The sequence below is a fragment of the Gilliamella sp. B2772 genome (assembly GCF_026536985.1).
GTDB classification, from domain to species: Bacteria; Pseudomonadota; Gammaproteobacteria; order Enterobacterales; family Orbaceae; genus Gilliamella; species Gilliamella apicola_E.
Genome location: NZ_JAFNNB010000001.1, coordinates 838,183 through 859,290 on the forward strand (window position 1 = coordinate 838,183; position 21,108 = coordinate 859,290).

General features: G+C 36.1%; 16 protein-coding genes. 10 read left to right on the forward strand and 6 right to left on the reverse strand.

Going from position 1 to position 21,108, the window contains the following annotated elements; genetic code table 11:
* Nucleotides 1-151 precede the first annotated feature (151 nt).
* Nucleotides 152-1,219, forward strand: coding sequence for an iron-sulfur cluster carrier protein ApbC (gene apbC / locus J3T98_RS04010; protein WP_267330090.1), 1,068 nt, complete (start codon nucleotides 152-154; stop codon nucleotides 1,217-1,219).
* Between the two features lie 68 nt (nucleotides 1,220-1,287).
* Here the strand turns inward: apbC and J3T98_RS04015 are convergent, their stop codons facing one another.
* The gene (locus J3T98_RS04015; RefSeq protein ID WP_267362195.1) at nucleotides 1,288-1,635 is read right to left on the reverse strand and encodes a DMT family protein; all 348 of its coding nucleotides are present in this window, start codon (nucleotides 1,633-1,635) and stop codon (nucleotides 1,288-1,290) included.
* Between the two features lie 170 nt (nucleotides 1,636-1,805).
* On the opposite strand from J3T98_RS04015, the gene J3T98_RS04020 reads away from it, so the two are divergent.
* Nucleotides 1,806-2,969 (forward strand): sugar transporter, encoded by a 1,164-nt coding sequence (locus J3T98_RS04020; RefSeq protein WP_267336748.1) that lies wholly within the window; start codon nucleotides 1,806-1,808, stop codon nucleotides 2,967-2,969.
* Nucleotides 2,970-2,990: 21 nt separating this feature from the next.
* Here the strand turns inward: J3T98_RS04020 and J3T98_RS04025 are convergent, their stop codons facing one another.
* Complete coding sequence (locus tag J3T98_RS04025; protein ID WP_267362196.1) at nucleotides 2,991-4,889, reverse strand: ABC transporter ATP-binding protein; 1,899 nt, start codon at nucleotides 4,887-4,889, stop codon at nucleotides 2,991-2,993.
* A gap of 183 nt (nucleotides 4,890-5,072) precedes the next feature.
* Between J3T98_RS04025 and J3T98_RS04030 the strand changes: the two genes are divergently transcribed.
* Nucleotides 5,073-7,229 carry a hypothetical protein gene (locus J3T98_RS04030; RefSeq protein ID WP_267362197.1) on the forward strand — a complete coding sequence of 719 codons (2,157 nt, stop codon included), beginning with the start codon at nucleotides 5,073-5,075 and terminating at the stop codon, nucleotides 7,227-7,229.
* Nucleotides 7,230-7,270: 41 nt separating this feature from the next.
* On the opposite strand, the gene glyA is transcribed toward J3T98_RS04030, so the two are convergent.
* Entirely contained in the window at nucleotides 7,271-8,527 is a 1,257-nt protein-coding gene (gene glyA / locus J3T98_RS04035) for a serine hydroxymethyltransferase (RefSeq protein WP_065562266.1), read from the reverse strand.
* 291 nt (nucleotides 8,528-8,818) lie between these two features.
* Here glyA and J3T98_RS04040 point away from each other — a divergent pair, with 291 nt between their 5' ends.
* Both J3T98_RS04040 and J3T98_RS04045 read left to right on the forward strand, forming a co-directional pair.
* Entirely contained in the window at nucleotides 8,819-9,226 is a 408-nt protein-coding gene (locus tag J3T98_RS04040) for a DUF1218 domain-containing protein (RefSeq protein ID WP_065562267.1), read from the forward strand.
* A gap of 233 nt (nucleotides 9,227-9,459) precedes the next feature.
* Nucleotides 9,460-10,386 (forward strand): TIGR01212 family radical SAM protein, encoded by a 927-nt coding sequence (locus J3T98_RS04045; RefSeq protein ID WP_065562268.1) that lies wholly within the window; start codon nucleotides 9,460-9,462, stop codon nucleotides 10,384-10,386.
* A gap of 192 nt (nucleotides 10,387-10,578) precedes the next feature.
* Here the strand turns inward: J3T98_RS04045 and J3T98_RS04050 are convergent, their stop codons facing one another.
* Nucleotides 10,579-11,517 carry a DMT family transporter gene (locus tag J3T98_RS04050; protein WP_267352788.1) on the reverse strand — a complete coding sequence of 313 codons (939 nt, stop codon included), beginning with the start codon at nucleotides 11,515-11,517 and terminating at the stop codon, nucleotides 10,579-10,581.
* Nucleotides 11,518-11,905: 388 nt separating this feature from the next.
* Here J3T98_RS04050 and J3T98_RS04055 point away from each other — a divergent pair, with 388 nt between their 5' ends.
* The 3 genes from J3T98_RS04055 to J3T98_RS04065 are packed head-to-tail and all read left to right on the forward strand — an operon-like array spanning nucleotide 11,906 to nucleotide 15,464.
* The gene (locus J3T98_RS04055) at nucleotides 11,906-13,027 is read left to right on the forward strand and encodes a glycosyltransferase family 4 protein (RefSeq protein ID WP_267362198.1); all 1,122 of its coding nucleotides are present in this window, start codon (nucleotides 11,906-11,908) and stop codon (nucleotides 13,025-13,027) included.
* Complete coding sequence (rfaP, locus tag J3T98_RS04060) at nucleotides 13,020-13,823, forward strand: lipopolysaccharide core heptose(I) kinase RfaP (protein ID WP_267338224.1); 804 nt, start codon at nucleotides 13,020-13,022, stop codon at nucleotides 13,821-13,823. The genes J3T98_RS04055 and rfaP overlap by 8 nt, the downstream gene beginning before the upstream one ends.
* Nucleotides 13,824-13,838: 15 nt before the next feature.
* On the forward strand, nucleotides 13,839-15,464 hold the full coding sequence (locus tag J3T98_RS04065) for a DUF2813 domain-containing protein (RefSeq protein ID WP_267336743.1): 1,626 nt from the start codon (nucleotides 13,839-13,841) through the stop codon (nucleotides 15,462-15,464).
* Between the two features lie 61 nt (nucleotides 15,465-15,525).
* On the opposite strand, the gene ettA is transcribed toward J3T98_RS04065, so the two are convergent.
* Nucleotides 15,526-17,193 (reverse strand): energy-dependent translational throttle protein EttA, encoded by a 1,668-nt coding sequence (gene ettA, locus J3T98_RS04070; protein ID WP_267362199.1) that lies wholly within the window; start codon nucleotides 17,191-17,193, stop codon nucleotides 15,526-15,528.
* Between the two features lie 225 nt (nucleotides 17,194-17,418).
* Between ettA and J3T98_RS04075 the strand changes: the two genes are divergently transcribed.
* Nucleotides 17,419-18,270 (forward strand): YcxB family protein, encoded by an 852-nt coding sequence (locus tag J3T98_RS04075; protein ID WP_267342419.1) that lies wholly within the window; start codon nucleotides 17,419-17,421, stop codon nucleotides 18,268-18,270.
* Between the two features lie 53 nt (nucleotides 18,271-18,323).
* Here the strand turns inward: J3T98_RS04075 and nfsB are convergent, their stop codons facing one another.
* Nucleotides 18,324-18,968, reverse strand: coding sequence for an oxygen-insensitive NAD(P)H nitroreductase (nfsB, locus tag J3T98_RS04080; protein WP_065562275.1), 645 nt, complete (start codon nucleotides 18,966-18,968; stop codon nucleotides 18,324-18,326).
* 580 nt (nucleotides 18,969-19,548) lie between these two features.
* Here nfsB and leuA point away from each other — a divergent pair.
* Nucleotides 19,549-21,096 carry a 2-isopropylmalate synthase gene (gene leuA, locus J3T98_RS04085; RefSeq protein ID WP_065734235.1) on the forward strand — a complete coding sequence of 516 codons (1,548 nt, stop codon included), beginning with the start codon at nucleotides 19,549-19,551 and terminating at the stop codon, nucleotides 21,094-21,096.
* Nucleotides 21,097-21,108 lie beyond the last annotated feature (12 nt).

Genomic DNA, 21,108 nt, shown 5'->3' on the forward strand with positions numbered 1-21,108 from the left:
TTATATACTTTGAGCGATATTGTGCTGGGAATGGATATCATTCTATCAGAAAGAGGGAGCACTCTTATCAAGTTAAAACAATATCGATAATCATATCTATTTGAAGCAATATGAGTATAAAACTTGTTGATAACAGTTAAGGCTAATAACCATGGAAGCAAAAAAAATTCTAGAGAATTTTACTCATCCCACTTTATCCAAAAATTTGATTGAGCTTGGCGCAATTACTCAATGTGAACAGGCTAACCAAGAACTGCTAATTAGCTTAGTGATGCCTTTTGCTTGGCAAACTGGCTTTGAAGACCTGAAAACAACAGTTACACCTCAGTTACTTAAGTTGGATGGGGTTGAAAAGGTTAATTGGAAGATTAACTATAATATTGCGACGTTAAAGCGGGCGAATAATAATCATCCTATCAATAATGTTAAAAATATTATTGCGGTAAGTTCGGGCAAAGGTGGAGTTGGTAAATCATCAACCGCGGTTAATTTAGCTTTAGCATTACAAAAGCAAGGGGCTAAAGTGGGGATTTTAGATGCGGATATTTATGGTCCTTCTATTCCTACCATGCTCGGCACCGAAAAAGAGCAACCAGTAACACCGGATAATAAACATATGTCACCAATTATGGCCTATGGTCTTGCGAGTAATTCTATTGGTTATTTGGTTGAGCCTGATAATGCTATGGTGTGGCGTGGACCAATGGCAAGTAAAGCATTGTGTCAGATTTTGGAAGATACGCTTTGGCCTGAAATTGATTATTTGATTATGGATATGCCACCTGGGACAGGAGATATTCAATTAACTCTAGCCCAAAATATTCCGGTTACTGCTGCTGTGATTGTGACGACGCCACAAGATATTGCTTTAATTGATGCCCAAAAAGGGATTGTGATGTTTAATAAGGTTAACATCCCTACCCTTGGTATTATCGAAAATATGAGTTATCACATCTGTGAAAATTGTGGGCATCACGAAGCGATTTTTGGTGAGGAGGGGGCTAAGCATTTGGCTGAAAAATATCATACGAAATTACTGGGTCAGATTCCTCTTCACCGTTTATTACGTCAAGATTTAGATTCCGGCAAGCCGACGGTTATTAGTCATCCTGATAGTGAGTTTACCCAGCTATATTGTCATATTGCCGCACAAGTTGCTAGTCAGCTTTATTGGCAAGGTGAAACCATTTTACCGGATATTTCATTTAAGGCGTTATAGTCGAAATGATATTGGTTGTTAGGCGTTAACAACCAATATCATCATGCGTGCTGTAGATTGGTTTTATGCTAAAATTTTATCTTTAAACATAAAAAAACTGCACCAAGTAGACATAGCCCCGCCCAGATGTAATCAGTTTTGAATGGTTCTTTTAATATGTAAATTGAAAACGGAATAAATACAGATAGGCTAATCACTTCTTGAATAATTTTCAATTGCCCCGCACTGGCGACTTGAAAGCCGATACGGTTTGCAGGTACTTGTAGCAAATACTCAAATAATGCTATCCCCCAACTAACCAATACAGCCACAATCCAAGCTTGATTATGCAAAAAGCGTAAATGCCCATACCAAGCAAAAGTCATAAAAATATTACTACAGGTTAATAGACAAACTGTGATAAGAATTTGATTCATGATAGTTAATCGAAGAATGATTTAGGTGGTAATATTATAATCCATTAAAGCAGTACTGTGGTTAAATGATTTAATTTGATCTTATTATTTATTTGTTTTCTCTGTTTAATCGTAAAACATATTCAGCTATAATCACGCTATTAAATATCAATCCCTTCTTAAAACTAATCATGAGAAAAGTTAACCACCGGTCTCGAATCTGGTCATCGATCTTTTGCCTTGCTTTTGCTGCATTTATATTTAATACAACAGAATTTGTACCGGTTGGGTTGCTACCCAATATTGCCGAAAGTTTTTCGATGGATGTTGCTCATGCTGGGTTGTTATTAACGATTTATGCTTGGGCTGTATCGTTGTTGTCTTTGCCGTTAACGGTTTTAACGTCAAGGATGGATCGCCGAAAACTTTTGATTTTTCTGTTTTGTTTGTTTATTGGTAGCCATATCCTTGCTGGCTTTGCTTGGAGTTTTTACAGTTTAATGGTTGCGAGGATTGGTATTGCCTGCGCTCATGCGGTATTTTGGGCTATTACTACGCCTTTAGCGGTTCGGTTAGCGCCAAATGGTAAAAAAGCTAAAGCCATGGGCTTTATTGTGGTTGGTACTTCAATGGCAACTGTTTTAGGTATTCCAATTGGAACCATGATTGGGCAACTGGTTGGCTGGCGAGTAACTTTTTTATGTATCGGTTTTATTGCTTTTTGTGTCATGTTATCGTTGCTCTACTTGTTACCTTCTGTACCAAGTTTGAACAAGATTTTAGTCAAAGATATTCCTAAAGTTCTTAAACGCCCTGTATTGCTAAATATTTATTTGTTAACGGCAATTATGATTACTGGTCATTTTACGGCTTATACTTATATTACGCCGTTTATGATTAATGTTGGCGGTTTTGATGAGCACGTGATAGTTAACTTGTTATTAGCCGTTGGTTTTTCAGGGATGATTGGTAGCGTTATTTTTGCTAGGTATGCTGATGCCCACCCTGTTGCGATATTTGTTGTTCCTGCACTACTATTAATAATCTGTCTATTATCGCTTTATGTTTGTTCGTTCAGCCTCATCACCGCAATATTACAAGGGATGGTCTGGGGGCTTTCGATTACCGTTATTAGTATGGTGATGCAAAGTAAAGTGATTGATGCTGCACCTGATGCTGCCGATATTGCAACTTCGGTTTATTCCGGTATTTATAATATCGGTATTGGTGGAGGCGCTTTTGTGGGTAGCCAAGTATTAGTCTATTTGTCTACCCATTACATTGGCTTTGTCGGTGCTATTTTTGTGATTTTGACACTTATACTTTTCTGCTTTATTTCAAGAAAGACTTGGTAAATTAGCGCTCATAGTGAGCGCTTATTGTGTTAATGCTTCTAATTGTTCCCAACGTTCGAACACGGCTTCAAGTTCCGCTTCTTTATCGGCTAAAGATTGTAATATTGGGCTGGTGACTTCATGTGGTTGATTGAAGAAGTCACTATGGCCAATTTGTGCTTGTAAATCAGCAATCGCTGTTTCAAGTTCTTCAATTTTATTGGGTAACTGTGCCAATTCTCGTTGTTCGTTATAGCTTAATTTTACCTTCTTTTTTTCCGTTTTTGCTGGGTCATTTTTAACCGATTCATGACTTTTGCTATTAGTAACTTGTGCACTCATTGATTGTGCTTGCTGTTGTAGTGCGTCAGTGTAACCACCAGCATATATTCCAATTCGCCCTTGATCTTCAAAAAACCAACATTGAGTCACCACGTTATCAACAAATTGTCTGTCGTGGCTAACGAGTAAAACCGTTCCTTGATAATCATTAACCAGTTCTTCTAATAATTCTAACGTTTCAATATCGAGATCATTGGTTGGTTCGTCAAGTACTAATAAGTTACTTGGTTTCAAAAAGAGTTTTGCGAGTAATAGACGATTGCGCTCTCCACCAGATAGTGCTCGTACTGGGGTTCTAGCGCGTTTTGGCGGAAAGAGGAAATCTTGTAAATAGCCAAGCACATGTCTTAAACGACCATTTACCATCACTTCTTGCTTACCTTCCGCAAGGTTATCCATAACAGTTTTTTCGGGATCGAGTTCTAGTCGATACTGGTCAAAGTAAGCAACTTCGAGTTTGGTTCCACAGTGCACACTTCCTGATGTTGGTGCTAGGCTGCCTAACATTAGTTTTAATAATGTCGTTTTACCAATACCGTTCGGTCCAATTAAAGCGATCTTATCGCCTCGTAATACTTGCACGGAAAAGTCATTAACCAGTCGTTTATTTTCAATTTGATAAGTGACATTTTCCAGCTCGAATACAATTTTTCCTGAACGTAATGCTTCTTCAATTTGCATTTTAGCGCTACCCATAACTTGGCGACGCTGTGAGTATTCTTGCCTCATGGCTTTAAGTGCTCGAACACGTCCTTCATTACGTGTTCGACGGGCCTTGATTCCTTGGCGGATCCAGACTTCTTCTTGTGCTAATTTTTTATCAAATTCCGCATTTTGCAGCTCTTCGACGCGTAATGCCTCTTCTTTACCAAGTAAATAACTATCATAATTGCCACCCCAAGAGGCGACTTTACCGCGATCCAAATCGATAATCCGAGTCGCCATCTGCCGAATAAAAGATCGGTCATGCGATATAAACACAATGCTACCATTAAAGCTTTTTAAGAACTCTTCGAGCCATTTAATGGTTTCGATATCTAAATGGTTGGTTGGCTCGTCTAGTAATAGAACTGAAGGTTGGCAAACGAGGGCTTTTGCCAATGCCGCTTTACGTAGCCAACCACCTGATAATGATGATAATAAGGCGTCGCCATCTAACGATAGTGAAGAAATAACATTACGAATACGATTATCCAGTTGCCAACCGTTTTGGTGATCAAGCTGTTCTTGCATTTTAGCTAATTTAGATAGATTACTTTCACTTGGATCCGTTTCAACCAAATGTGATAATGCATAATAATCTTTCAATAATTGAGCTTGCTCTTTTAATCCTTCAGCTACAAAGTCAAAAACATTACCTTGAATATCTCGAGGCGGATCTTGTTGTAATCGAGAGACAACAACGTTACTTTCATAAACGATCTGACCCTCATCCAATGGGATTTCTTTGTTAAGTACTTTTAGCAGTGTTGATTTACCTGCACCGTTACGACCAACAAGACAGACTCGTTCATTGATTTCAATCGACATATCAATATGGTCAAGTAGTGGTGCATCACTAAATGACAGATAAGCATTGGTAAGATTTATTAATGACATATTTTTTATTTGGATATTAAATAATAAGGCGTTATTCTATCATAAAGTTGCAATTGGCAATCAATTATCAAAGATATATTACAGCTCTTAAATATGAGCATTCCTTTTCTCTTCTAAAAATAAATACTGCTATACTTATTAATAAATTGAATAAATTAATAATATTTTAGTATGGAGGTGATTATGAGTCATACTTGGACATTTCAGCGTGTTGGTGGTTTAGATCAAGTCGTTTTAAAAAATGCCAATGACATTATCAATTTGCCCAATTTAGATCCAAAATTATGGGTTGCACTAAGTTGCCCGACTACCGGTTTAGATTTTGATCAAAGAACATTAGAGTTATTAGATTCTGATAAAGATGGACGCATCCGTATTCCTGATATTTTAGATGCGATTAGTTGGGTAAAAGATAAAATCGTCTCTTTCGATACTATTATTCAATCATCCGAAACTTTGTCGTTATCACAAATTGATGATTCAACCGAGCAAGGTAAAAAATTATTAGTTACAGCGCATAGTATTTTGGCCAATTTAAATAAAAGCCAAGCCGATTATTTGACTCAAGATGATGTCCAACAATCACTAAAAATTAATGCCAGCAAGCTCTACAATGGTGATTTGATTTTTCCACCTTCTGCTGAGTTATCGCCTGAAATGCAAAGCTTTATCCAAACAGCCATTAAGACTACTGGCGGGCAAAAAGATATGAGTGGGCAAGATGGGATAAATCTGGAAATAGCCCAAACCTTTGTTAAAAATCTAAAAAGTTGGCAAGCGTGGCAAACTAATATCAGCAATACCCAAACACCTTTTGGGGAAAATCGCTCAGAAATATGGAAATTAGTTCAAGAGCTCAAACCCAAAATTGATGATTATTTTCTTCGTGTTGAATTAGCTCAATATGCGCCTCAAGCACAAACGGCATTAAATGTTGATGAGAAATATATTGTCCCTTCTCAAAATGGATTACTTTCAGATGAAGCACTTTCTGAACTGCCTTTATCAAAGATTGATACTAATAATTCATTGGATCTCGTTAATGGGCTTAACCCACTTTGGAAAAGTAAAATCACCCGATTTAGGGCTTTAGTGGCTTCTCACTTATCCGATCCAAATCATTTAACACAACAAGAGTGGCAAAATATTCAAACTAGTCTTGATGCCTACGCGACATTAATTAGTTCTAAACCCGATATAGAGCAGTTAAGTGTTGCAACTAAACCAACGGCGAGTATTGAGGATATTTCCGCCGATCAGATCACTCATTTTATCAATGATAATTTATTAGATGAATTTGAGAAAATGGTCGAACAAGATAATAAAACGCCTATTTCAGCTTCGGATGTTTTTGTGTTAGAAAAGTTAGTACTTTTTCAAAAACATCTTTATCGTTTATTGATTAACTTTGCTTCATTTGCCGAGTTCTTCTCACTTGACCATTATGCCGCTTTTCAATTAGGCAAGCTTTATATTGATGGTCGCTGTGCTACGCTTTGTGTTGCCGTTGAAAACATCGCTAAACATTCAACAATGGCAAATTATTCAGAGCTATGTTTACTGTATTGTGAATGTACAAGGCTAGGTCAGAAACAGACGATTGTCGCTGCCATAACCGCCGGACAAGGTGATTTATTAATGGAAGGCCGTAATGGGGTGTTTATTGATAATGCTGGTAATGATTGGGATGCTAATGTGGTCAAAATGATTAGTAAGCCAATTAGTATTCAACAAGCAATTTGGGCACCTTATCAACGTATTGGTCGATTAATCACGGAACAGATCAATAAATGGGCAAGCAATAAAGACGCAGATATTGAAAAGACCAGTACCCAAGCTGTGCAAAGTCCAGAAAATAAATTTGATATTGGTAAGAGTGTTGGCATATTTGCTGCGATTGGCTTAGCAATAGGCGCGATTGGTACTGCACTAGCTACCATTTTTCAGGCTATTTTTTCTCTTTCCTGGTGGCAATTTCCATTGGTGATTTTAGGTTTATTCTTAATTATATCTGGGCCATCAGTCATTTTAGCTTGGTTAAAATTAAGAAGAAGAACATTAGGTCCATTGCTCGAAGCTTCAGGTTGGGCAATCAATGGGCAAGTAAAAATCAATTTACTTCTTGGTGGGCTACTGACCAGTAAGGCCGAATTACCAGCCAATGCTAAACGAAACTTAAGTGATCCTTTAAGAAAACGTAATAAAAAAGCACGGATAATATTTTGGTCAGCTATCTTAGTTGGTGTATTACTTGTTGGCAGTGCAGTATGGTTTAAAGATGATATTGCCAATTATGTTAAGCAGCAGCAACAAATGACTCAAAAAACAACTCAAAACTAATATTTTATAATAATTTCGCCGACATAACGTCGGCGAGAATATTAATGTTGATAAACAGGTAATCGATGACAAATTGCCAAAACTTTTTGTTTAACTGCTTGAATCGCTTGTTCATCATCAATGTTATCTAATACATCACAAATCCAGTTGGCTAATTCACGAGATTCTTCTTCTTTAAAACCTCGACGAGTTATGGCTGGTGTACCAATTCGAACGCCAGATGTCACAAATGGACTTTGTGGATCATTAGGTACGCTATTTTTATTGACGGTGATATTAGCACTACCTAAAGCGGCATCAGCCTCTTTACCGGTTATCTTTTTATCAACCAAATCAATTAAGAATAAATGATTTTTTGTTTCGCCAGACACGACTTTGTAGCCACGTTTGATAATTACATCAACCATCGCCTGAGCATTTTTAACAACTTGTTTTTGATATTCTTGATATGCTGGTTCCATCGCCTCTTTTAATGCAACTGCTTTGGCAGCAATGACATGCATTAATGGACCACCCTGTGCGCCAGGGAATACAGCTGAATTTAATTTTTTATAAAGTTCTTCACTGCCACCTTTGGCCAAAATAAGTCCACCACGAGGTCCGCCAAGCGTTTTGTGCGTTGTGGTTGTCACTACATGTGCAAATGGGACAGGATTTGGATAAACCCCTGCTGCTACTAAGCCGGCCACGTGTGCCATGTCTACAAATAAGAAAGCGCCTACACTATCAGCAATCTCACGCATACGCTTCCAATCAACCACGCCTGAGTAAGCTGAAAAACCACCGATGATCATTTTCGGTTTTGACTCTAAGGCCGTTTTCGCTAATTGGTCATAATCAATATGCCCAGTTTCGTCAACGCCATAAGCAACCACATTATAGAGTTTACCGGAAAAACTAACTGGTGAACCATGAGTTAAATGACCACCTTGCGACAAATTCATACCTAACACAGTATCGCCCGGTTTTAACAACGCCATATAAACAGCAAAATTCGCTTGTGATCCTGAATGTGGTTGTACATTGGCATAATCTGCACCAAATAACGCTTTGGCTCGTTCAATCGCTAATTGCTCAACAATATCAACATATTCACAACCACCATAATAACGCTTACCTGGATAGCCTTCAGCATATTTGTTAGTTAATTGAGTACCCTGTGCCTGCATCACTCTTGGGCTGGTATAGTTTTCGGAGGCAATTAATTCGAGATGATCTTCTTGACGTTGCTCTTCACCCTTAATGGCGTCCCATAATTCCTTATCATAATCGGCAATAGTCATTTCTTTACTAAACATATTGACTCCTTGTTTTTGGATTACATTGACTTTTTGACTTAATTATTGTTTTCAAGTATGGAAAACAGCATAACGAATATCCTTACTTAATCAGCCAACGATTTCAATCCTTTTTTTGAATTATAAAAAATATTTATAGTAAAGCAGAAGATCGCAATTATTGTTTTTTAGCCAGTTAATAAAAAATCAAACGACTTGTAAAAGTATCAGGACTAGACAAAAAAACGCTTTTTTTTTAATTAAATTTTTTGAATAATATTGGAAATTTGTCTTACCGAGTCTATTAACGCTATGAAAACGATTTGCCGCATAATAAGTTTTATTATTTGTATTTTATTCAGTCAGATAGCTACTGCCTCTTTCCAAAATCTCTGTTTGCTAACCGGGACATTATTAGAAGATCCACAACAGGGTATTTTTTCTATTGGCGAAGGCGAACAGGAACATGAAAAAAGTGTATTTGATATCAAGGTGTTAATTACGAAATCGGAAAAGAGGGGGCGCGCAGATCATGGTTGTTTTTTACCCAATGATAAACCTTACGAGTTAGAAGTAGGATTAGAAAAAGCCTTTCAATTACGCAATTATAAAAAAGGTGATCAGGTCGAATTAATACAATATGAAAGAGATATCCAAGATTGGAAAGATGATAGTAAGGTAGAAACTGAAACATCTTATTTTCTAGGTACAGAAAAATAAAAAGATTAGATTACTCGTATAATTTTCTCAGTATTAAGCTTTGAAAATATTGCGATTCTAAAAATCATCAATAAAACTTATTACGGCATAATATGTTACACCATAGTGTTCGTTTCAAAACATCTTAAAGAAAAGCCGACTAAAGTTACGTCAATTGTATATAAAAATTTATCATCGGTTGAATTTAACTCATTCGCTTCGTAAAATAGGCAAAATTTTATTTTTGGCTGATTATGCAACTTCATTTAGTGGTCAATACGTTTGGTGCTGACCTGCAACGCCGTTATGGCGAAAAAATCTATAAACTCACCTTACATGGCGGTTTTAGCTGTCCTAATCGGGACGGAACTATCGGTGTAGGCGGTTGCACCTTTTGTAATGTCGCATCGATTATCGATGAGTCGATTCAAGTCAAAACCATTTCACAGCAACTTGCCCAACAGGCGCATCAGATGAAAAAATCTAAGCGCTATCTTGCTTATTTTCAGGCTTATACCAGTACTTATGCCGAAGTCGAAATACTCAAAAATATGTATGAAGAAGCACTTAATAATGCCGATATTGTTGGACTTTGTGTTGGTACTCGCCCTGATTGTGTGCCGGATGAAGCGCTCGATTTACTTGCCAGTTATCATGCTAAAGGCTTTGAAGTTTGGCTGGAGCTTGGCTTACAAACCGCTCATGATAAAACCTTACACAGTATTAATCGTGGACATACGTTCGATGTTTATCATCAAACCGTTCAAAAGGCGCGTAGACTTGGTATAAAAGTTTGTACTCACTTAATTATTGGTCTACCTAAAGAAACTAAGCAAGATAATTTAATTACGCTAGATTGTGTTTTAAATAGCGGTGTTGATGGTTTAAAACTACATCCACTACATATTGTAGAAGGTAGTATTATGGCTAAAGCATGGCGTGCGGGTCGGCTTGATGTATTGTCCTTAGAGCAGTATGTCGATATTGCTGGTGATATTATCCGGCAAACCCCTGCCAATATTTTATACCACCGTATCTCCGCCAATGCCCGCAAACCCACCCTACTTGCCCCTGATTGGTGCGAAAACCATTGGCAATCGATGAATGCGGTTGATAATAATTTACGCCAATTTGGTGCGCAAGGTAGTGCAATTAATGACACTTATCGCTTTGAGTTATAATATTGCTATAGCTTAACTTTGCTATCAATCATTTAGTTGCAACTTGCTATAATTTTAATTATCTAAAAAGTGTAGATAAAACAGGATTCAATCATAGTAGATAAGGATTGACTTTGATAAGTGTTAAAACCATTCAAAGTCAATCGATGTCTGAATCAAAAAATCAAGTTAACCTTTTGTTGAAGTAACGATTTATTGATTGTCTCTATTTTTGCCGCTCTTTATCCACTTTTTAAAAACATTGACAGGTAATTTTGTTATAGCAAACCCACACAACATAATGATTGTACAAATGATGAAGTTAGTTGAAATGATTTTATGCTCATAAATCGATGAAATAAAAATAGCAACGACCGGGAAAATAATGAAAATAAATGACAATACTACCGGGCTCATTCGTTTTAATAAAAAGAAATAAGCAATAAAGCCAAATACGGATGCAAAAATACCGAGATAAATTAATGCTAACCAGCTATTTAACGAGATAGTTTGAAAATTATTTTCTTCAAAAGTAAAACTTAACAAACAAAGTGCGATACCCGCAACGCCTATCGGTAGGGTATTGAAGGTAAATACATTTATACCTTCGCCAGCTTTTTTGGAGTAAACATATAAAAAACCATGCATCAATGCCGCTAACAGTATTGATATTACGCCCCAAAAATCGCTATAGGAAAGAATAAAACCTTCAGAGATTAAAATGTACATCAAACATAAAAATCCCACTGTAATACCTATTACCTGATTTATATATATTTTATCTTTTAAGATTATCTTAGCGAAAATAATTGAAAAAATCGGCATGGTGCTAAATAACAATGAGGTTAAACCTGACGATACATATTGTTCACCAAAACTAATTAAATAATAAGGAATGGTAAAATAAAATAACGTTAATAGTAGAAAAAAATGGAATGATTTTCGAGGAAACAGTATTGGTGATTTAGCAATAATTGTAATTAATACTAAAAAAGGAAATGCGATAACAAAGCGCAGACCAGCGGCTAACAAAGGGTTAACAGTTTCAACAGCAATTTTTATTCCAATCCATGTCGTTCCCCATGTGAAGCACACAACGAGAAAGAGAAATAAAATAACATATTTGTTATTAAAAAAAATGTCCTTATTCATACTAATCTTCTCTTATCCATTAATAAAAACTAAGTTTGCTAATATAATATAAAATATAGCTTTTTGTAAGCTTATAAAAAATAATGTTAGATTCTCTTCAGAAAAATAGTTTTAGCTATGAATTTACTTTGATATAAAGTGCTTTGAACATGTCTAAAACAATCATTTATTTTTTAGTTCTTTTAATATTGTTAATAAGAAATGAAAAGATAATTATTTGCGATTCTAACCGTTAAAATCGCTTTTAGATTCTATTTAGTTTTTACTATTTCACTCTTAAATACTGGAATTTATAAATAGTCTTAACCATCCTTGTAGGCAAAATCAAGCTTTGCGCATCAATCAAGAGTGAGTATATAATATTCCTTTCTGACTTGAGGCAATCTAGATGCAACTAGCTTTTTGTATTTATAAATATTTCCCTTTTGGCGGGTTACAACGTGATTTCTTGCAAATTGCTACCGCTTGCCAAGCTCGTGGACATCAGATCCGTGTTTATGTATTGGACTGGCAAGGTGATAAACCAGCTGGGATTGATATTATTATCGTGCCCCAAAAAGGATTCTCTAACCATAGCCGAAATCAAGCCTATTATCATTGGGTGAAGGCTCACATACAAGCTAATCCAGTAAACTGTGTGGTGGGTTTTAATAAAATGCCTGATTTGGATGTCTATTTTGCTGGAGATACTTGTTTTGCTGAAAAAGCCGCTCATAAAGGCTTTTTTTATAGATTATCGAAACGTTGCAAGCACTATTTAGTATTTGAAAATTCAGTATTTTCGCGAAGTTCACAAACTAAAATCATGGTGCTCACTAAGCAACAAATTCAAGATTTTAAGAATCACTATCATACCCAAGATGAACGATTTTTTTTATTACCGCCAGGGATTGCTTTAGATCGAAAATATTGTGCTGATAGCCCCAAAAAACGTGAACAATTTCGACAAGCTAATCAAATTAGCTTAGATGATTTTGTAATTGTGCAAATTGGGTCAGATTTTAAACGTAAGGGGGTTGACCGTTCTTTGAGAGCTATTGCAGCTTTACCCGATGCGCTTAGGCAGAAAGTTAGCTATCTGGTCGTAGGACAGGATAATCCTGAACCTTATCAGAAGTTAGCCGATGACTTAGGCATTAGTAAACAAGTGCGTTTTTTCTCCGGTCGTAATGATATTCCTGATTTTCTATTTTCAGCCGATCTCTTGTTGCATCCGGCAAGGCAAGAAGCCGCAGGCATGGTATTGATTGAAGCTTTAGCGGCTGGGGTACCGGTGATTGTGTCGGGTATTTCTGGGTATGCTTATCATATCAGCCAAGCTAATGCCGGCATTGTGCTGCCAGAACCTTATGATCAAAGCACATTGAATCAAGCGTTAAAACGGTCTATTAGTGATAAGGAGCAATGGGGTAATTGGCATAATCATGCGATTGCTTATGGTGATAGTGAAGATTTATATCATCTAGCACAACGCGCAGCAGACATTATTTTAGGATGTCGTTATGAATGAAATCAAACTAAAATCACCCTTTAAAGAGTTATGGTTAGGTAAAGATCCATTCACTGAAGTTGAATTAATTTCAGGTAAAGTTTATCGTGCGGTTAAACAAAGAAAAACCCTTAATTTTGAGTTGGATGGTGAATCTTATTTTATTAAAATTCATCGTGGCAGCACGGTTAAAGAGATTGTAAAAAACCTTATTTCTTTACGTTTGCCAGTTCTAGATGCTAAACAAGAGTGGGATGCAATTCATCGTTTAGAGCAAGTTGGTGTTAATACGATGGATGGGCGCGCTTTTGGGCGCAAGGGATTAAATCCGCTTACTCGGCATTCGTTTATTATTACTAAAGATCTTAATCCAACCATTAGTTTAGAGGATTTTACTCGACCATGGTTAAACAATCCACCTAGCTATCATTTAAAACGTTCGTTAACTATTTATTTAGCTAATATGACCGCTAAAATGCACGGCGCGGGTGTCAATCACCGTGATTGTTATTTGTGTCATTTTTTGTTGGATTTACCGTTATATGAAAATAGTGAAGAAATAAAACTTTCTGTAATTGATCTTCATCGAGCACAAACACGTGATAAAGTCCCGACGCGTTGGCGTGATAAAGATTTAATTGGGCTTTACTTTTCATCAATTAATATTGGACTAACTCAGCGAGATATTTGGCGTTTTTTAAGAACCTATTTTAATAAACCCATTAAAGCCATTGTACGTGATGAGCATAAGTTAATTGATAGTGCTAAGCGTAAAGCTGAGCGCATTGCGAAACGAACTGAAAAGTACCAACTTTAACCATAAGGATATGTCATGTTTATTGAACAAATTGATATCAAAGGGTTTAGAGGAATTAAGCAACTTTCGTTAAAACTTAACGCTAAATCAAGCGTTCTAATTGGTGAAAATCAATGGGGGAAATCAAGTTTACTTAGTGCGTTAAAGTTGCTAACTCTAGATAATAAGTTTTATCAGTTTGTCGATTCAGATTTCTATTATGATAATGATAATGATGGTAATCATATCTCAATAAATGTTGTCTATTGTGAATCCTATCCAAATCAATTAAATGAACAAGCTTATCAACCTTTGCAAGCCGTTAGCTATAGCTCGCAGTTAGATAATTTATATCGAATTACTTACCAAATGAGTGCTCAAAAAAGTGGTGATAGTATTATCACTGAGCATCATTTGTTAAATGAGCACGGACAGTTGTTAAAATTAGATGATTCTAAGTTATTAATTGCTATTTTAATTAATTTGAATCCAGTGATGCCGCTTAAAAATTCGATTAATGCTAAAGATTTACCTGTTACTAATCAACCTTTATCACAACACTTTATTGACCAACTTTCCGAACAGTTAAAAGCCCACTCAGAGCAATTGAGCCAAGCTGAACTTAATCGAGGATTACAAGCTGCTCGTTCATTATTAGAATACTATTTTGTTGATTATCAACAACGTTCTAATTATAAAAAAATGGCGCAAAAAAATAGTCCAAAAATAGAAGATTGGAATTCTCTTGAGCGCATCAATAATATTTTGGATGATTTGGATAATGATTATTTACGTACTGCCCTTTTAGGTATATTTGGTTCTATTGTTAATGCTAAGGGTGATAATCCACTATCACACAGTTCAGTCCCTATTTTAATTTTGGAAGAGCCAGAAAGTCAGCTACATCCAATTATTTTATCGGTTGGCTTTCGATTATTGAAAAATTTACCCGCTCAAAAAATTATTACCTCTAATTCAAGTGATTTGGTGTCGTTATTTCCTTTGGAGAGTATTTATCGATTAATCCGACTTCCAGATCAAATTGTCACTAAGTACATTTCACCTCATTCATTGAGTGTTGCCGATAGTCGACGCATTTTGTTCCATGTCCTTTATCGACGCCCTACAGCCCTATTTGCCCGTTGTTGGTTACTGGTTGAGGGTGAAACTGAAGTGTGGTTATTAAGAGAGCTCGCAGAACAAAGTGGTTATCACTTAAGTTCGGAAGGAATTCAATTGTTAGAATTTGCGCAATGTGGTTTAAAACCATTAATCCATTATGCAAATAAAATGGGCATTCGTTGGTACGTGATTACTGATGGTGATATGGCAGGTAAAAAATATGCCGAAACCGTGCAATCACAATGTGCTCCAGGTGAAAATCTAAACGATTATATTACTGTATTACCCGCGCGTGATATTGAAAACTTTTTATTCAAACATGGCTTTAGTCATGTCTATAAATTAGCTGCTTATAATACCGTTGCTCATATTGATATGTCGGTACCCAAAATTATTCAAAAGGCGATCCATAAAAGTTCAAAACCAGATTTGGCTATTGCAGTGTGTGATGATGCTAAAGCTCGAGGTATTACAGCAATTCCAAGATTATTAACCGATACTTTTGCTAAGTTGGTTAAGACATCTAAATCCTTGCTTTAAATTTTTATTGATTAGAGATTGATAAATCCGCCGATAACTTTCGGCGGAATAATTTATGAAGTTATTTTGTAATTCGTTTATATTTGGCTCGTTTAGGTTCAAGTGCCTCCGCGCCTAAAGTCCGTTTTTTCCACTCTTCATATTCGGTAAAGTTACCTTCAAAGAACTCAACATGCCCTTCGTCTTGGTAATCGAGAATATGAGTTGCAATGCGGTCTAAGAACCAACGGTCATGCGAAATGACTAATGCACAGCCCGGAAACTCTAATAACGCATTTTCAAGCGCTCGCAGTGTTTCAACATCAAGGTCATTGGTTGGCTCATCGAGTAATAGTACATTACCACCAACTTGAAGTAATTTAGCTAAATGCACCCGACCACGTTCACCACCAGACAATTCACCAACTCGTTTTTGTTGATCCACACCTTTAAAATTAAAGCGACCAACATAAGCACGGCTTGGGATTTCGAAGTTACCAATACGCATGATATCTTGCCCATTTGAAATTTCATCCCAAACAGTCTTATTATCATCCATACTGTCACGGAATTGATCGACAGAGGCAAGTTGTACGGTATCACCTAATGTGATAGTTCCTGAATCTGGTTGTTCTTTACCTGATAGCATTCTAAATAGCGTCGATTTACCCGCTCCATTTGGACCAATGATCCCAACTATCGCCCCTTTAGGAATACTAAAAGAAAGATTATCGATTAATACTCGATCGCCATATGATTTAGTTAAATTAGCGACTTCAATGACTTTATCACCTAAACGTTGCCCAGGCGGAATAAAGAGTTCGTTAGTTTCATTACGTTTTTGGTAATCATTGTTATTTAATTCTTCAAAACGCGCTAAACGAGCCTTGCTTTTTGCTTGGCGACCTTTTGGATTTTGACGCACCCATTCAAGCTCTTTTTCAATCGATTTACGGCGAGCTGATTCGGTTGCCGCTTCTTGCGCTAATCGCTGATCTTTCTGTTCAAGCCAAGATGAATAATTACCTTCCCATGGAATACCTTCACCACGGTCTAGCTCTAAAATCCAACCAGCAACATTGTCTAAGAAATAACGGTCATGGGTTACGGCGACCACAGTGCCTTCATAGTCATGTAAAAAGCGTTCTAACCATGCGACAGATTCAGCATCTAAATGGTTAGTCGGTTCGTCAATTAATAACATGTCTGGTTTTTCCAACAATAACTGACAAATCGCCACTCGACGGCGTTCACCACCCGATAAATTTTCGATTTTTGCATCCCAATCAGGCAAGCGTAGCGCATCGGCAGCTCGTTCTAATTGATTATCCAGATTATGCGCATCTTGCGATTGTATAATGGCTTCAAGTTCGGCTTGTTCTTTGGCTAATTTGTCAAAATCAGCATCTGGATCAACATAAGCCGCATAAACTTCATCTAAACGAGCCAATGCTTTTTTGGCATCACCAACGGCTTGTTCAATTGCTTCACGTACAGTTTGTTTAGGATCAAGTTTAGGTTCTTGCGGTAAATAACCTATTTTTATGTCCGGCTGTGGACGAGCTTCACCTTCAATTTCGGTATCCACTCCAGCCATAATTCGTAGTAATGTCGATTTACCTGCCCCATTTAAGCCAAGAACACCAATTTTGGCACCGGGGAAAAAACTTAATGAGATATCTTTTAAAATATAACGTTTAGGAGGAACAATCTTCCCAACACGATTCATGGTATAAACATATTGCGCCATAAAACATCATCCGTTTGTTAAATTAATCATAGCCAAGTTAATTTTACTTGCTATAAAAGTCATGCCGTATATTGTAACGATTCTGTCAATGGGGTCTAGGGTTATTTGTCGAATTGATTAGATTTATTCACTGTCGGTTTTGTTTTTTACATACAATTTACTCAGTTTTATATATAATCAATTAAATTGACAGTATTAGTGATAAAGACCATTTTAGGAGCAAGGATGAGTAATATCACCGTTAATTGCCACATTGATCGACAATATTTAGTTGATACTTATTACGCACTGCTAGATTGTTTAGATAATGATTTTGCACAGCAATTAGATGATTCGATTGCTGATAATATGCGTAATTTTACCTTCACCTTCGATAATGAAAAAATAGTACAGCTAAATAGAGATAAAAACGAAGTCAGTACTTTCTATTACTCTGATTTGTATCAAATAAAAGAAACCACAACTGGATTATTTTTTTTTAGTAATAAGATTATTTTTGAATTTGTTCGTTTTGATCTGTTTCAACCGGATGAGTTACTGCTGCTAAAAGATTATCTGGCTCCTTATTTAAGCAAAAACCAACAACCCGAAATAGCAACGGTAAATTATCAATTTGACTATCAAAAAGTATATGCTTTTATTTGTTATCAATTTCGAAATTCAAGAAAAAGGATGTTTATTTTATCTACTATCCTTTTATTTTTGAGTTTGTTGCTATTTCCAAAAAATCCTACTTTATCAGTACTAATTTTCATACTGCCTATTTTATTACTTACCTTATTTTTGGCTAATTTTAAAAAACAATCAAAAAAGCAGGTTTTAACATTGAATGAACGCTTTGGCAGTATGACCTGTATTTTTTATGATGATCATCTAACATTCAATTACAAAAAAACAGTTGGATCTTTTAATATTAACTATGCTGAATTTCATAAAATAGATAAAACATCAAAAGGTTATGTGTTTTTCATACAAGAGAGTTCGGGGTATTACTTTTTTTATAACGAGTTTAGTTTAGAACAACAACAAGCGCTGGAAGAGAAACTGAAACACTATAAAAATTATTCAGTGAAATAAAAACATACCTTTTTTACTCATCCCACCTAATACGAGGTGGGATGTTAATCAGATTATAAAAAGGTGAAGATTTGATCTTTCGGCAAACGTGATTTTGGACGATGCGCATTACCATCATCTTGAGCACGATAACCTAACGTTGCAACCACAATGCTTTTCAATCCTTTGCTTTTAAGATCTAAAATTTCATCCATTTTAGCAGAATCGTAACCCTCTATTGCGGTAGAATCAACACCAATTGCTGCAGCAGCAAAAAGCAATTGCCCTAATGCAATATAGGCTTGTTTACCTTCCCAGCACTGTTGTGATTCAGGTGTTTTGCTATTTAAATTTACAAAATAACGTCGTCCCTGATCTTGAGACGCCTTTAATTCCGCCGAAGGCAAACGACCGTCTTTCTCTTCTTGATTAAGGAGATTAACTAAATGGGCTTCATCCAACGGAGTTTTAATACAAAAAACAATAGTATGTGATGAGCCGGTGACACGTGGTTGATTAAAATCAGCTATTGCCGGCAAAATTTTATTTTTGGCCGCTTCATTATCAATAACATAAAAATGCCACGGTTGAGAGTTGACCGATGACGGACTGTTTCTTAAAACAGTTAATAACTGCTCAATCTTATCTTGGGGAATCTTTTTCGTTTTGTCATAATGTTTGGTGGTATAACGTTTTTGTGAAATTTCGACAATATTCATAATGGCTCCAATAATTGATAATTAATTCTGAAATAGCGTTACTTGTGTAAAACTATTTTTTAGAGCAAAAAATGATACATAAATAATGAACATTCTTATTTTTGAAATGATTATTTTGAATCTATTGAAAAGTACTTATCAGGCACCTTATCGCTTATGCCCTTAAACTCCTACCATTTTGCATACTATTAAACTATTTTTCAATTCAATTCTTGACGTTCTTTATTATGCATCATCAATAAATCAAAATAAAAGCTTAATAGTTAGACAAATTTTAACTAATGTTTTATCAAGTAAAAGGGTAAATTTTAAACATCTTTCTTGACATGTGTGAAGATTTTTGATAAAAAATGCAATAATATTTAATAAGTAATATAAGAATTGAGAAGTTAATGATTAAATTTACTAGCCTCCTACTCAGCCTCCTCCTCGCATCAGTTTGCGCGGATAGCTTGTGTGTGGAGTAAAAGTGATTTAATACTTAACTCGACAAATTAACAAGAACCCGCGCTAAAGTGCGGGTTTTTTGTTTTCTTAACTTGAAATACCGAGATAGCACCAAAATATAAAGGAAATAACAATGAGCGATCAGATTATTATTTTTGACACAACATTACGTGATGGTGAGCAAGCGTTACAAGCAAGTTTAAGTGTTAAAGAAAAATTACAAATAGCTTTAGCATTAGAAAGAATGCGGGTTGATGTGATGGAAGTTGGTTTTCCTATCTCATCGCCTGGTGATTTTGAATCAGTACAAACTATCGCTAAAACCATTAAGAATAGTCGTGTATGTGCGTTGTCTCGTTGTATTGACAAAGATATTGATGTTGCCGCTGAAGCGCTAAAAGTAGCCGATCAATTTCGTATTCATACCTTTATGGCGACATCAACCTTACATGTTAAAGATAAATTAAAAATGACATTTGAAGATGTCGTTGAACGAGCGGTGCACTGTGTTAAACGTGCACGTAATTATACAGATGATGTGGAGTTTTCTTGTGAAGATGCAGGCCGTACCCCAATTGATAACTTATGTCGGATTGTTGAAGCAGCAATTCAAGCAGGGGCAACAACGATCAATATTCCGGATACTGTCGGTTATACTGTCCCTTATCAATTTGGTGGCATTATTCGTACCTTATTTGAACGTGTCCCGAACATTGATAAAGCGATTATCTCTGTTCATTGTCATGATGACTTGGGCATGTCGGTGGCTAACTCGATTAGCGCGATTCAGGAAGGTGCTCGGCAGATTGAAGGCGCGATGAATGGTTTAGGTGAACGAGCCGGTAATACTGCTTTAGAAGAAGTGATTATGGCGATCAAAGTTCGTCAAAATATCTTAAACGTTCACACTAATATCAATCATCAAGAAATCTACCGTACCAGCCAAATTGTAAGCCAAATTACTAATACACCAATACCGTCTAACAAGGCGGTTATTGGTAGCAATGCTTTTGCCCACTCTTCAGGAATACATCAAGATGGTGTATTAAAAAACCGCGAAACTTATGAAATCATGACACCAGAGTCGATCGGTTTAAATCAAATCCAATTAAATTTAACTTCACGCTCTGGTCGAGCAGCTGTTAAACATCGCCTAGAAGAATTGGGTTACCACGATAACGATTATAATTTAGATCAAGTTTATGAAGCTTTTTTAGAGCTTGCAGATAAAAAAGGCCAAGTTTTTGATTATGATTTAGAAGCTTTGATATTTATCAATCAACTTAAAGATGATCAAGAGCATTATGTTTTAGATTATTTTAATGTTCAATCAGGCTCTACTGTCGTTTCAACTGCGTCAGTAAGTTTGATTATTGGCGATCAAAAATATTCAGATGCGGCAACGGGTAATGGTCCAGTTGATGCAGTTTATCAGGCAATAAATCGTATTACCGGTGAACCAATTACCATTGTAAAATATCAATTAGCTTCTAAAGGTCAAGGTGAAAATGCCTTAGGTCAAGTTGATATCGTTGCCGAATATAAAGGGCGCAAATTCCACGGTGTTGGGCTTGCGACTGATATTGTTCATTCATCCGCATTAGCATTAATTAATGTTTTAAATAATGTTTATAGAGCTAATCAAGTTGCTGAGCAAAAACAAAAATTGCACCACGATTAAATAATAGATGCG